This is a genomic window from Streptomyces sp. NPDC002138 (genome assembly GCF_040296485.1).
GTDB lineage: Bacteria > Actinomycetota > Actinomycetes > Streptomycetales > Streptomycetaceae > Streptomyces.
In genome coordinates, this window is the sequence record NZ_JBEOXE010000064.1 from 13,965 (window position 1) to 26,774 (window position 12,810).

The following is a 12,810-nucleotide window of genomic DNA, read 5'->3' on the forward strand; positions in this document are numbered from 1 at the left end:
CACCGCCGCTTCTAGCGTGGGGGCATGACCACGCCAGTGTGCACGTACGCATCGAACCAGTCGTCGCACCCGTCGTCGTACCCGTCCTCGTACCCGTCCTTCTCGTCGTACGTGCGGACCCGCGGGACGTCCCTGATGCGCACGGCACGGTCCCTGACCGCGAACCCCTGCGACGCCGAGGACCTGCTGCAGACGGCCCTCGCCAAGACCTACGTCGCCTGGGACCGGATCGAGGACCACCGCGCCCTCGACGGTTACGTCCGCCGGGCCCTGGTCAACACCCGCACCTCCCAGTGGCGCAAGCGCAAGGTCGACGAGTTCGCCTGTGACGAGCTGCCGGAGACGGACGTGGCACCGGCCGCCGACCCGGCCGAGGCGCAGGCACTGCGCGACGCGATGTGGCGCGCGGTGACCCGGCTGCCCGACCGGCAGCGGGCCATGGTGGTGCTCCGCTACTACGAGGACATGAGCGAGGCCCAGACCGCTGAGCTGCTCGGGGTCTCGGTCGGCACGGTCAAGAGCGCCGTCTCCCGCGCCCTGGGCAAGCTGCGCGAGGACCCGGAGCTGACCCCGGTCCGCTGACCCCGGTACTCCCGGCAGCGGCATGTTTCACGTGAAACAGTGAGTCTCCCCCTCCGGGTAGTGACATGCCGAGCGGTACGTGAGCAGAATCGGCAGCATCCGTAGCCGCCGTAGCGCCGCAGCGCCCACCGGGAGGACGCTTTGCTGAGCACCATGCAGGACGTACCACTGCTCGTCAGCCGCATACTTCGACACGGGATGACGATCCACGGGCAGTCCCAGGTCACCACCTGGACCGGCGAGGCCGAGCCGCACCGCCGCAGCTTCGCGGAGATCGGTGTCCGTGCCACCCGCCTGGCCAACGCCCTGCGTGACGAGCTGGGAGTCCAGCAGGACGACCGGGTGGCCACGCTCATGTGGAACAACTCGGAGCACGTCGAGGCGTACTTCGCGATCCCCTCCATGGGCGCGATCCTGCACACGCTCAACCTGCGGCTGCCCCCCGAGCAGCTGGTCTTCATCGTGAACCACGCCGTCGACCGGGTCGTCCTGGTCAACGGCACCCTGCTGCCGCTGCTCGCGCCGCTGCTGCCGCACCTGCCCACCATCGACCACGTCGTGGTCGCGGGCATCGGTGACCGCTCGGTGCTGGAGGGGCTCGACGTCCGCGTGCACGAGTACGAGGACCTCCTGGCCGGCCGCCCGGACACCTACGACTGGCCCGAGCTGGACGAACGCCAGGCCGCCGCCATGTGTTACACCTCCGGCACCACCGGCGACCCCAAGGGCGTCATCTACTCCCACCGCTCCATCTACCTGCACTCCATGCAGGTCAACATGACCGAGTCGATGGGCCTGACCGACCGCGACACCAGCCTCGTCGTGGTCCCGCAGTTCCACGTCAACGCCTGGGGCCTGCCGCACGCCACCTTCATGACCGGCATCAACATGCTGATGCCGGACCGCTTCCTGCAGGCGGCCCCGCTCGCCGAGATGATCGAACGCGAGCGTCCCTCGCACGCGGCGGCCGTCCCCACCATCTGGCAGGGGCTGCTCGCCGAGGTCACCGCGAATCCCCGCGACCTGTCTTCCATGAAGCAGGTGACCATCGGCGGCTCGGCCTGCCCGCCCTCGCTGATGGAGGCGTACGACAAGCTCGGTGTCCGCGTCTGCCACGCCTGGGGCATGACCGAGACCTCCCCGCTCGGCACCATGGCCCACCCCCCGGCCGGTCTGAGCGCCGAGGAGGAGTGGCCGTACCGCCTCACCCAGGGCCGTTTCCCGGCGGGCGTGGAGCCGCGCCTGGTCGGCCCCGGGGGCGACGTACTGCCCTGGGACGGCGAGTCCGCGGGCGAGCTGGAGGTGCGCGGCACCTGGATCGCCGGGGCCTACTTCGGCGGAGCCACGGGTGAACCGCTGCGTCCCGCGGACAAGTTCAGCGCCGACGGCTGGCTCAAGACCGGCGATGTCGGTGTGATCAGCCCCGACGGATACCTGACGCTGACGGACCGGGCCAAGGACGTCATCAAGTCCGGTGGCGAGTGGATCAGCAGCGTCGAACTCGAGAACGCGATCATGTCCCACCCCGAGGTCGCCGAGGCTGCCGTCGTGGCCGTCCCGGACGAGAAGTGGGGCGAGCGCCCGCTGGCCACGGTGGTCCTCAAGGAGGGTGCGACCGTGGACTTCGTCGCCCTGCGCGCCTTCCTCGCGCAGTCCATCGCCAGGTGGCAGCTGCCGGAGCGCTGGACGGTGATCGAGTCCGTGCCGAAGACGAGCGTCGGCAAGTTCGACAAGAAGGTGATCCGCAGGCAGTACGCGGACGGCGAGCTGGACGTCACCAAGCTCGGCTAGGGCACCCGCTCCCCCGACGGGATGCCGGGTTCAGCCGCGCGTGAGCCATGGCCGCAGCAGCTTGCTGGCGGCGGGCATGGCCACGTACGTCATCAGGGTGCTGAAGACGACGGCGAAGGCGGCCGTGCGGACCACGACGTGCACGTTCACCAGGTACGGCCCGAGCAGCGCGTTGCCGAGCAGCGAGATCGGGAAGATGGCCAGACCCGAGCTGACCGCCATCTTCCAGCGCGGCGGCGCGGGCCGGGTCGTACCCGGCTTGGCGAACCACGTCTCCATGCCGTGCAGTTCGCGCCGGGCTATCTCGGTGTGGTGATGGCCCTGGCAGTTGGCGAACCATGCGGCCCGCTCGGCCGAGTCCTGCCACCGCTGGAAGGCCGCCTGGTGGCGGAAGCGGTGGACGAGGAACCACGGCCCGCCCTCGGTCGCCGGGCGGAACAGGCCGTACCCGAGGTGGTCCGGGAAGGTCGCCGCGGTCTCCAGGATCCCGCGCGCCCAGACCTCGAAGGCGTCCTCGTGGCCCGGCTCCACCTGCCGGGCGATGAGGAGGCTCACCTCGCCGTTGTCGGCGGGGACGCTGTGTTCGGTCGTGTCGATGAGGGCCATCGGACCAGGGTCGCTAATTGGTCCCGATCTTGGCCAGCAAGTCCACGATGCGGCCCTGCACCTCGGCCGTGGTGGACCGCTCGGCGAGGAACAGCACGCTCTCGCCGGAGCCCAGCCGCGGCAGGTCGGACGGGTCGATCCCCTCGGTCGTGTAGACGACCAGCGGGGTCCGGTTCAGCTGCCCGTTGGCGCGCAGCCAGTCCACGATCCCGGCCCGGCGCCGCCGCACCTGCATCAGGTCCATGACGACGAGGTTCGGCCGCATCCGGGTGGCCAGATCCACCGCGTCGGTGTCGGCGCCCGCCCGCGCCACCTGCATGCCGCGCCGCTCCAGGGCGGCGGTCAGCGCGGTGGCGATCTCGTCATGCTGCTCGATGAGCAGCACGCGGGAGGGGTGCTGCTCGCTGTCGCGCGGCGCGAGCGCCTTGAGGAGGACGGCCGGGTCCGCGCCGTACGCCGCCTCACGCGTCGCGTGCCCCAGTCCCGCCGTCACCAGGACGGGCACCTCGGCGGCCACCGCGGCCTGCCGCAGCGACTGCAGGGCCGTCCGGGTGATCGGCCCGGTCAGCGGGTCCACGAACAGCGCGGCGGGGAACGCGGCGATCTGCGCGTCCACCTCCTCGCGCGAGTGCACGATCACCGGGCGGTAGCCGCGCTCGCTGAGGGCCTGCTCGGTCTGTACGTCCGGAGCGGGCCAGACCAGCAGCCGCCGCGGGTTGTCCAGCGGCTCCGGCGGCAGCTCGTCGTCCATCGGGCGCGGCGCGGGCCGGTTGACCACCTCGACGGCGCCTCCGGGCCCGTCCAGCGGCTCGGGGCCCTCCGCGGAGCCCGCCTCGGGGGCTCCTATGGCGAAGGCCCGGCCCTGGGGCGCCGGTTCGGACAGCCGCCGCCTGCGACCGGAACCGGAGTCCACGGCGATGCCCTGGCCGAGGGTGCTGCCCAGGGGGCGCACGCTGATCGGCTGGGCCGCCGGGGGCTGGGCCGCGGTCTCGTGGGGCTGCCGGGCGCCGGGCAGCGCCACCGGGCCGGCGGCCGCGTCGGCGTCCTCGTCCTCGGGAGCGGTCCGCGCGGCCGGTACCGGCCAGGCGGGAGTGGCGGGCAGAGCCCGGCGCCGTCCGGTGGGCGACTCGGCGGGGGAGCCGTCGGGCTCCGCCGTGACCTGCGGGTCGGCCGGGGCCGTCGGCGGGGTGGCGGCGGGTGCCTGCGGGGCGCCGAGCGCGCGCCGGACACCGGCGCTGCTGGTCCCGGTGCCGGGTACGGGCGCTACGGGCGCCAGACCGGTGGCCGGTACGGGCTGCGGCGGCCGGCCGGGGCCGTCGCTTCCCTGCGCGGAACCCAGCGCGCGGCGGCGGCCCGCGGGGGGCTCGCCGGAGGGGTGGACAGGAGCGGGCGGGAGGGCGGGCATGCCCTGCGGAGGCACCGGGCGCCGGGCCGGACCGGTTTCGGAGCCGCCGACGTCGCCGCCGTTCCCGGCGGCGCCGCTGTCGCCGTCACCGGCACGGCCGCGCCTGCGGCCCGTGCCGAGACCGGCCGGGTTCACCGGGGACGCGGCCAGCCCGCCGCCCGCGGGAGCGTCGGCTCCCTCGACGGCGTCGGCCGCGCGCCGCCGCCCGGAGGGCAGTGCGAGCGCGCTTCCGCCGGAGCCGGAGTCCTCCGCGGGGGCCTGACCCGCGCGGACCTCGTCGTCGAGGAAGGCATCCACACCGCGCCGGGCCCGGCGGCCACCGGGGCCGTCCTTCGCGTCGCCCGCGCCGTCCTGGCCGCGGCCGTCCGCGACCGGCCGCGCCGGAGCGGGCTCGGGCGTCGGCTCGGGCAGGGTCACCGTGCCGGCTCCCGACCCCAGCGGCAGTTCCAGTACGAACGCGCCGCCCGGGGCCCCGGGCACCTTCACGGTCTGCAGCACACCGCCGTGCGCGGCCACGATGCCCCGCACGATCGGCTCGTGCACCGCGTCGCCGCCGCTGTACGGGCCGCGCACCTCGATCCGTACGACGTCCCCGCGCTGCGCGGCGGCGACCACGATCGTCGAGTCCGTGTAACCGCTGCCCTGCGGGGTCTTGCCGGTGGCGTCGACCCCGGCGACGTCCGCGATCAGGTGGGCCAGCGCGGTGGAGATCCGGGCCGCGTCCACCTCGGCCTCGATGGTCGGGGCGTGGACGGCGAACTGTGCGCGCCCCGGCCCGATCAGCTCGACCGCGCCGTCGACTCCGGCCGTGACGACCCCGTCGATCAGGACCTTCTTCTTCGCGAGCTTCTCGGTGCCCGCGTCCAGCCGCTGGAAGCCCAGCACGTTGTCGACCAGCGTGGTCATCCGGGCGTAGCCCGCCGCCAGGTGGTGCAGCAGCTGGTTCGCCTCGGGCCACAGCTGACCGGCGTCGTCCGCGGCCAGCGTGGCCAGTTCGCCGCGCAGTTCCTCCAGCGGGCCCCGCAGGGAGTCGCCGAGGACCGCCAGCAGCTGCGCGTGGCGCGCCGCCAGGGCGTCGTAGGAGCGCCGGTCGGTGAAGGTCATCACGGCCCCCACCAGCAGCTCTCCGTCCCGGACGGGGGAGGTCGTCAGGTCGACGGAGACGGGCTTGCCGCTCTTGTTCCACAGCACCTGCCCGCGCACCCGGTGCTTGCGCCCGCTGCGCAGGGTGTCGGCGAGCGGGGACTCGTCGAAGGGGAACGGCGAACCGTCGGCGCGCGAGTGCTGGATCAGCCCGTGCAGTTCGCGGTTGCCGAGGTCGGTCGCCCGGTATCCGAGGATCTGCGCGGCGGCCGGGTTGACCAGCACCACGCGACCCTCGGTGTCCGTTCCGACGACGCCTTCGGCGGCGGCGCGCAGGATCATCTCGGTCTGCCGCTGCGAGCGGGCCAGCTCGGCCTCGGTGTCGAGGGTGCCCGTGAGGTCGCGTACGACGAGCATCAGCAGCTCGTCGCCCGTGTAACCGGGGTTCGGGTCGCGGAAGGCGTCGCGGCCGTCGAGATTGGCGCTGGTGACCTCGACCGGGAACTCGGTGCCGTCGGTACGGCGCGCGACCATCCGCGTCGGCGTGGCGCGCTGTTCCTTGCCCTCGTCGGGACGGCGCATGGAACCGGGGATCAGCTTCGAGTCGAATTCGGGCAGGAGGTCGAGCACTCCACGCCCCACGAGTCCCGTGCCGGGACTCTCCAGCGCCTCGAGCGCGATCGAATTGGCGTTGACGACCGTGCCGTTGGCGTTCACGAGCAACAGGGCGTCAGGAAGAGCGTCGAGTATTGCTGCGAGGCGAGCAGCGCCTCGGGATGGCCTGCTGCTCACGACGAGCTTCCTCCCTGACCACGACTACCGGCATGACACGGGAGGAGTCTAAGGCCACCTCCCCTCGGCGGGGCGGCGGATGCGGTGCCCGAGTCGGGCATATCCCGCATCCCGACCGCATCTTCCCTGGTCAGGAACGCGCACTCGGAAGCAGAGGTTCCAACTCGTTCCACCGGCGGATCTCGCACCCGTTGCTGCGGTCGAACCGGGCGTTCACCTCGTGTCCGTGCCAGGTTCCGGTGACCCTGGCGGTCGCGGGGCCGCCGTCCTGGAAGGTGCACAGCTGCCGCTTGGAGACCGGGGCGAAGGGATCCTTGTGCTGCTTGGCGAGTTCGGCGAGCCGCGCACAGGCCTGCGCGGCCAGCGGGTGGGTGCCGCCGACCGGGTCGCATTCCAGCCGGTACTCCCCGTCGGCGCGCGGGTTGCCGCTGGAGGAGACGCTGACGGTGAGCCGGTCGGGCGTCGCGAGCAGGCCCAGGGGCAGCGGTGGCAGCGGTCCGGCTGCCGCCGCTGCGAGGGCGGAGGTGGTGACGGCGAAGGCGGCGAGACGCAGCATGGGGCACTCCAAGTCGTCCGTACGTCGTACGCCTGCCCAACGACGCGGCCGCCCCGACGTTCCGTGTTCCGTGGGCTTAAGGCTTTGCCCTGGGGGCTTTCCGCCTAGTACCGTGAGAGCGGATTGGTGAGCGGCCCTGCGCCTGTGTCATCATCTGCACGCACCTTCGTACGCGAGGGTGTGCTGGAGGCGTCGCCTAGTCCGGTCTATGGCGCCGCACTGCTAATGCGGTTTGGGGCTTACCCCCCATCGAGGGTTCAAATCCCTCCGCCTCCGCACCTCACCGAAGCCCCGGTCCTCTTGGACCGGGGCTTCGGTGCGTTCGGGGCGGGCTTCGGTGCGTTCCGGGCGCGGAAGGGCCTCCGGGGTGCTCGCGAGGTACCGGGCGCCCCGCCGACGCCCCCTCGGGGAATCGCCCGTTCCGGGGTGTTTCCGCAGGTCAGACGCTGTTTAGCTAATGGATTTCGCGTCCCGCCGAGGTCCATGTATTGTTGTTCTCGCAAGGCCAACGGGGCGCAAAACCCCGGGAAGCACAAGCACTCGTAGCTTAACGGATAGAGCATCTGACTACGGATCAGAAGGTTGCAGGTTCGAATCCTGCCGAGTGCACAGCCCAAGAGGCCCCCTGGAGAAATCCAGGGGGCCTCTTGCGTTGAACCTGTCACCTGAAACGAGGGGGGCCCTCATGGGTCTGTTCGGGAACGCGCACACGGTCGACCCCGTGGCGGCGCAGCGGGACTACGCGCGACTGCTGGGGCACGGGGAGCAGGTGCACGCCGCGTATCTGCTGATACGCGACACGATCCTCTTCACCGATCGGCGCCTGGTGCTGATCGACAAGCAGGGGATCACCGGCAAGAAGGTGGAGTACCACTCGGTTCCGTACCGGAGCATCACCCACTTCTCCGTGGAGACAGCCGGTCACTTCGATCTGGACGCCGAGCTGAAGATCTGGATCTCGGGCACGGCCGCTCCCCTCCAGAAGACCTTCACCAAGGGTGTCGACATCTATGAGGTGCAGGCGATCCTGACGCAGTTCGTCGCGCGCTAGCCACGGCGAACCGAATCAAGTTTGGCCCGATGGTGGTATCGCAGGATGCGGTACCGTCTCCCCACAGATCATGGTGGGGAGGAAGAACACGTGGACGACATCGACCGGACGCTGATCCTGCGCCTGCAGGAGGACGCCGGACAGTCCTACGCCGCCCTCGGCGCCGCCATCGGGCTCTCGGCCGGGGCCACCCACGAGCGGGTGCGCAAGCTGCGCGAGCGCGGGGTGATCCGGCGGACCACCATCGACGTGGACCCCGCGGCCGTCGGCAGCGGGGTGCTCGCCTACGTGCACGTCGACTCGAACGCCTGGATGGGCGAGGCCGGGACCGCCTTCGCGGCGATCCCCGAGATCCAGGAGGCCCACATCATCGCGGGCAGCGCCTCGGTCCTGGTCAAGGTGCGCACGGCCACGACCGAACAGCTCCAGGACGTCCTGCGCAGGCTCTACGCCATCGAGGGCGTGAGCGGCACCCAGGCGACCGTGGTCCTGGAGACCTTCTTCGAGCGGCCGCTCCCGCTGTGACCCGGCGGCCCCGGTGACCTGGCGGTGCACCGGCATGGGGTGGAGCGGCGGGGAGCCCTCGATCGGCTGGTACGCCGAGACCGGCGGCCCGGGGACCGGTGAGCGCAGGAGCGTCCTCGCCCGGGGGCAGCGGCTGGCCTTCATGGGTCTGGGCGAGCGGCACTGTCTGGGTGTCCGGCGGGCGGGCAGGCGCACCCCCTGCCCCACGGCCGCCACCGTGCCCGGCCGCGCGGGCAACGCCCAGTGCCCTGAATGCGCCCGCCTGGACCGGTCCTTCTCGGTGGCCGCCGACACCAACGCCGCCGACCCGCGCACCTACCGCGTCTACCTGGCCTGGTTCGGGGCCGGACTGGTCAAGGTCGGCATCACCGCCGAGGAGCGCGGCCCGGTCCGGCTGTGCGAGCAGGGCGCGGTGACCTGGAGCTGGCTCGGCCGCGGACCGCTGATGGCCGCCCGGCGCACCGAGGAGCTGCTGCGGGCCGCGCTCGGGGTGCCCGACCGGATCGCCTACGCCCGCAAGCGGGCCGTACGGGCGCAGCTGCCGCCCGCCGCGGAGCGGGCCCGGGAGGTGGCCGAGCTGCACGCGCGGGCCACCGCGCTCGCCGGATGGCCCGAATCGCTGGAGCGGACGGCCTGCGAGGTCGCCGACCACGCCGGGCTGTTCGGGCTCGACGGGCTGCCGGTACCGACGCGGGTGATCACCGGGATGATGTCCGGCGGAGCCGTCGCGGGGCTGCTGGTCGGCGCGGCCGGACCCGATCTGCACTTCGCCGACGGGCTCGTGGTCGACACCCGGCTGCTGGCCGGCTGGGCCCTCGTCGCCCCGGAGGGGCCGGACCCGCTCACCACGGCGCCGTGGACCGACCTCGCGCTCCCCTCCGCCGCCGCCGAGCAGGACGGGCTCTTCTGACCCGGCCGGGCAGGTCAGGCCGGGCCCGACCCGCCTGCCGGGCAGGTCAGGCCGGGCCCGACCCGCCCCGGACCCGCCTCGACCCGCCTCGACCCGCCTCGACCCGCCCCGGACCGTGGACACGCGAGGGGGCTGACGCAGAGGGTGGGTGCCATGAGCATCCAGTTGAGCGGAGCCGCGGCTTCGCCCGCGACGGCCGAGACGGTCCGTGCCTTCCGGGAGCGGCTCGGGCTCCCCGGGCTGGTCGACGTCCACACGCACTTCATGCCCGAACGCGTCCTGGCCAAGGTGTGGGACTACTTCGACGCGATGGGGCCGCTGACCGGCAGGCCGTGGCCCATTACCTACCGGCACGAGGAGCAGCAGCGGGTCGACCTGCTGCGGGAGTTCGGGGTGCGGGCCTTCACCGCCATGCTGTACCCGCACAAGCCCGCCATGGCGGCCTGGCTCAACTCCTGGTCCGCGGAGTTCGCCGCCCGGACGCCCGACTGCCTGCACACCGCGACCTTCTTTCCCGAGGAGGGGGCCGGGCACTACGTCCGCCAGGCCGTGGAGAACGGTGCGCGGATCTTCAAGGCACACCTCCAGGTCGGCGGGTACGACCCGAACGACGAGCTGCTCGACCCCGTCTGGGGGCTGCTCGCCGAGGCCGGTGTCCCCACGGTGATCCACTGCGGTTCCATGCCGGCTCCCGCCCCGTACACCGGCCCCGGACCGATCGGGCGGCTGCTCGCCCGGCACCCCCGGCTCCCGCTGGTCATCGCACACATGGGGATGCCCGAGTACACCGAGTTCCTGGACCTGGCCGACCGGTTCGCCGAGGTCCGCCTCGACACCACCATGGCCTTCACCGACTTCGCCGAGCGGACGGGGCCCTTCCCCGCCGGGGACCTCGGCCGGCTCGCGGCCCTCGGCGACCGGATCCTGCTCGGCACCGACTTCCCGAACATTCCCTACCCCTACGAGCACCAGCTGGCCGCCCTCGAACGGCTCGGCCTCGGCGACGACTGGCTGCGCGCCGTCTGCCACGACAACGCCGCCCGGCTCTTCTCCCTGCCGTCCCTCTGATCCCCGCCGCCCCCCACCGGCCGCCGCGTCCTGACAACGGATTCTCAGGAGAATCACAGAAAGGGCCAAGGGGGCTTTCACCGGCGGGCGGGAGCGTGGACGCCATGACTGCGACGACCACCTCCCACGCGTCCACGTCCACCAGCAACCCCATGGCCCTCGTCCGGCCCGACGGCGGCCCGTGCCGGGTGCTCGTCGTGGACGACGAGGCCTCGCTCTCCGAGCTGCTGTCCATGGCCCTGCGCTACGAGGGGTGTGAAGTGCGCACCGCGGGCGACGGAGCGGGCGCGGTGCGCATGGCGGCGGAGTTCCGGCCCGACGTGGTGGTCCTCGACATCATGCTCCCGGACATGGACGGGCTGGCCGTCCTCGGGCAGCTGCGCCGTCGGCTCCCGCAGGTCCCGGTGCTCTTCCTCACCGCGAAGGACTCGGTCGAGGACCGCATCGCCGGTCTGACGGCGGGCGGCGACGACTATGTCACCAAGCCCTTCAGCCTGGAAGAGGTCGTGGCTCGGCTGCGCGGTCTGGTGCGCCGCTCCGGCGCGGCCCAGGCCGCGCGCGGCGAGTCCGTCCTGGCCGTGGGCGACCTGCGGCTCGACGAGGACAGCCACGAGGTCAGCCGGGGCGGCCGGGAGATCCACCTGACCGCCACCGAGTTCGAGCTGCTGCGCTACCTCATGCGCAACCCCCGCCGGGTGCTCAGCAAGGCGCAGATCCTGGACCGCGTGTGGTCCTACGACTTCGGCGGCCAGGCCAATGTGGTCGAGCTGTACATCTCCTACCTGCGGCGCAAGCTGGAGAGCGGCCCCGGCCTGCCCTCGATGATCCACACGCGCCGCGGCGCCGGATATCTGATCAAGCCGAGCGAATAGTGCGGATCCCGCTGCCGGGCCGACGGCCCTGGTCCCTGCGGACCAGGCTCGTCGTCTCCGCCGTGCTGCTCATCGCGGTGGTGGGCGCGGCCATCGGCACCGTCACCATCCTCGTGCTGCGCTCCTACCTCGTGGGCCAGCTCGACCATCAGCTCGCCACCTCGGTGAACATGGCCATCAGGGGCCCGGGCGCGGAGAAGTCCTCCCGGGACACCCTCGCCTTCGTCCTGGGACCCGGCAGCCCCTTCGGCGCCGCCGGGGTCCGCCTCGACTCGGACGGCAAGGTCGTCGCGGCGGCCCGCAGCGCGCCCGCCGAAGGGCCCGCCCCGGACCACCGCCAGCCGCTCACCGAACCCCAGACCCAGGCCCTCGTGGCCGCCGCCGGCAAGGCCCGCGCGGGCGAGGAACGGCCCGTCGACGTGCGCCTGCACGGCCTCGGTACGTACCGCGTGCTCACCGCCGCCGACGGGAGCCTCGTGCTGGGCTTCCCGCTCGACGGGGTCGACTCCACCGTGAACACCCTGATCGGTGTGGAGGTCTGCGTCACCCTGGCCGGGCTGATCGCCGCCTCCCTCGCCGGACAGGCCCTGGTCGGTGTCGCCCTGCGCCCGCTGCGCCGGGTGGCCGCCACCGCGACCCGGGTCTCGGAACTGCGCCTGCACAGCGGCGAGCCCGCCCTCGACGAGCGGGTCCCGGACGCCGAGGCCGACCCGCGGACCGAGGTGGGCCAGGTCGGCGCCGCCCTCAACCGGATGCTGGGCCACGTCTCCGCCGCGCTCACCGCCCGCCAGCAGAGCGAGACCCGCGTCCGGCAGTTCGTCGCCGACGCCAGCCACGAGCTGCGCACCCCACTGGCCTCCATCCGCGGGTACGCCGAACTCACCCGCCGGGGCCGCGAGGAGCCCGGCCCGGACACCCGGCACGCGCTGGGCCGGATCGAGTCCGAGGCGACCCGGATGACCGGCCTGGTCGAAGACCTGCTGCTGCTGGCCCGGCTCGACGCGGGCCGCCCGCTGTCCCACACCGCCATCGACCTGGCGCCCCTGGTCGTGGACGCCGTCAGCGACGCCCGCGCGGCGGGCCCGGAGCACCACTGGCGCCTCGAACTCCCCGCCGAGGCGGCCCTGGTGGCCGCCGATTCCGCCCGGATGCAACAGGTCCTGGTGAACCTGCTGGCCAACGCCCGGACCCACACCCCGCCCGGGACCACCGTCACCGCCCGTGTTTCACGTGAAACATCCTCGGTCCGCGTCGAGATCGAGGACAACGGCCCCGGCATCCCGCCCGGCCTGCTCCCCCACGTCTTCGAACGCTTCGCGCGCGGCGACGCCTCCCGCTCCCGCAACGCGGGCTCCACCGGCCTCGGCCTCGCCATCGTGCAGGCCGTCGTCTCGGCCCACGGCGGGACGGTCGGCGTACGCAGCGAGCCGCACCGCACCCGGTTCGAGGTCCGCCTCCCCCTCCACACCGAGCCCGGGCACCCGTCGGCACGGGACACCGGACGGCACTCACAGACGGGTCACAGCCTCACCACACAGCCGTGACAGCCCGTCCCGCGAGAGTCGGCGC

The 12,810-nt window shown here is 72.8% G+C and carries 11 protein-coding genes and 2 tRNA genes; 10 read left to right on the plus strand and 3 right to left on the minus strand.

Annotated features, from left to right (window positions below):
- The first annotated feature begins 24 nt into the window (after positions 1–24).
- Both ABT084_RS30495 and ABT084_RS30500 read left to right on the plus strand, forming a co-directional pair.
- Positions 25–582, plus strand: coding sequence for a SigE family RNA polymerase sigma factor (locus ABT084_RS30495; protein WP_351050701.1), 558 nt, complete (start codon positions 25–27; stop codon positions 580–582).
- Positions 583–723: 141 nt separating this feature from the next.
- Positions 724–2,373, plus strand: a complete 1,650-nt coding sequence (locus ABT084_RS30500) for a long-chain fatty acid--CoA ligase (protein ID WP_351050704.1) — start codon at positions 724–726, stop codon at positions 2,371–2,373.
- A gap of 30 nt (positions 2,374–2,403) precedes the next feature.
- Here ABT084_RS30500 and ABT084_RS30505 read toward each other — a convergent pair whose 3' ends face one another.
- The 3 genes from ABT084_RS30505 to ABT084_RS30515 all read right to left on the minus strand — a co-directional run bounded on the left by ABT084_RS30505 (position 2,404) and on the right by ABT084_RS30515 (position 6,815).
- The gene (locus tag ABT084_RS30505) at positions 2,404–2,979 is read right to left on the minus strand and encodes an antibiotic biosynthesis monooxygenase (protein ID WP_351050706.1); all 576 of its coding nucleotides are present in this window, start codon (positions 2,977–2,979) and stop codon (positions 2,404–2,406) included.
- Between the two features lie 13 nt (positions 2,980–2,992).
- On the minus strand, positions 2,993–6,259 hold the full coding sequence (locus ABT084_RS30510; RefSeq protein ID WP_351050708.1) for a response regulator: 3,267 nt from the start codon (positions 6,257–6,259) through the stop codon (positions 2,993–2,995).
- A gap of 130 nt (positions 6,260–6,389) precedes the next feature.
- On the minus strand, positions 6,390–6,815 hold the full coding sequence (locus ABT084_RS30515) for an SSI family serine proteinase inhibitor (protein WP_351050711.1): 426 nt from the start codon (positions 6,813–6,815) through the stop codon (positions 6,390–6,392).
- 185 nt (positions 6,816–7,000) lie between these two features.
- Between ABT084_RS30515 and ABT084_RS30520 the strand changes: the two genes are divergently transcribed.
- The 8 genes from ABT084_RS30520 (at position 7,001) to ABT084_RS30555 (ending at position 12,785) form a co-directional block, all read left to right on the plus strand.
- Positions 7,001–7,091 (plus strand) — tRNA-Ser (locus tag ABT084_RS30520).
- Between the two features lie 260 nt (positions 7,092–7,351).
- Positions 7,352–7,424: transfer RNA gene (locus tag ABT084_RS30525), tRNA-Arg, on the plus strand.
- A 76-nt stretch (positions 7,425–7,500) separates the two neighbouring features.
- Positions 7,501–7,866: a PH domain-containing protein gene (locus ABT084_RS30530; RefSeq protein WP_351050712.1), complete on the plus strand. Its 366-nt coding sequence runs from the start codon at positions 7,501–7,503 to the stop codon at positions 7,864–7,866.
- A 90-nt stretch (positions 7,867–7,956) separates the two neighbouring features.
- On the plus strand, positions 7,957–8,391 hold the full coding sequence (locus ABT084_RS30535) for an Lrp/AsnC family transcriptional regulator (protein ID WP_351050715.1): 435 nt from the start codon (positions 7,957–7,959) through the stop codon (positions 8,389–8,391).
- Positions 8,392–8,425: 34 nt separating this feature from the next.
- Positions 8,426–9,301, plus strand: coding sequence for a DUF2797 domain-containing protein (locus tag ABT084_RS30540; protein WP_351050718.1), 876 nt, complete (start codon positions 8,426–8,428; stop codon positions 9,299–9,301).
- Between the two features lie 153 nt (positions 9,302–9,454).
- Positions 9,455–10,369, plus strand: coding sequence for an amidohydrolase family protein (locus ABT084_RS30545; RefSeq protein WP_351050721.1), 915 nt, complete (start codon positions 9,455–9,457; stop codon positions 10,367–10,369).
- A 104-nt stretch (positions 10,370–10,473) separates the two neighbouring features.
- On the plus strand, positions 10,474–11,241 hold the full coding sequence (locus ABT084_RS30550; protein WP_351050724.1) for a response regulator transcription factor: 768 nt from the start codon (positions 10,474–10,476) through the stop codon (positions 11,239–11,241).
- Complete coding sequence (locus tag ABT084_RS30555) at positions 11,241–12,785, plus strand: sensor histidine kinase (protein WP_351050726.1); 1,545 nt, start codon at positions 11,241–11,243, stop codon at positions 12,783–12,785. The genes ABT084_RS30550 and ABT084_RS30555 overlap by 1 nt, the downstream gene beginning before the upstream one ends.
- Positions 12,786–12,810 lie beyond the last annotated feature (25 nt).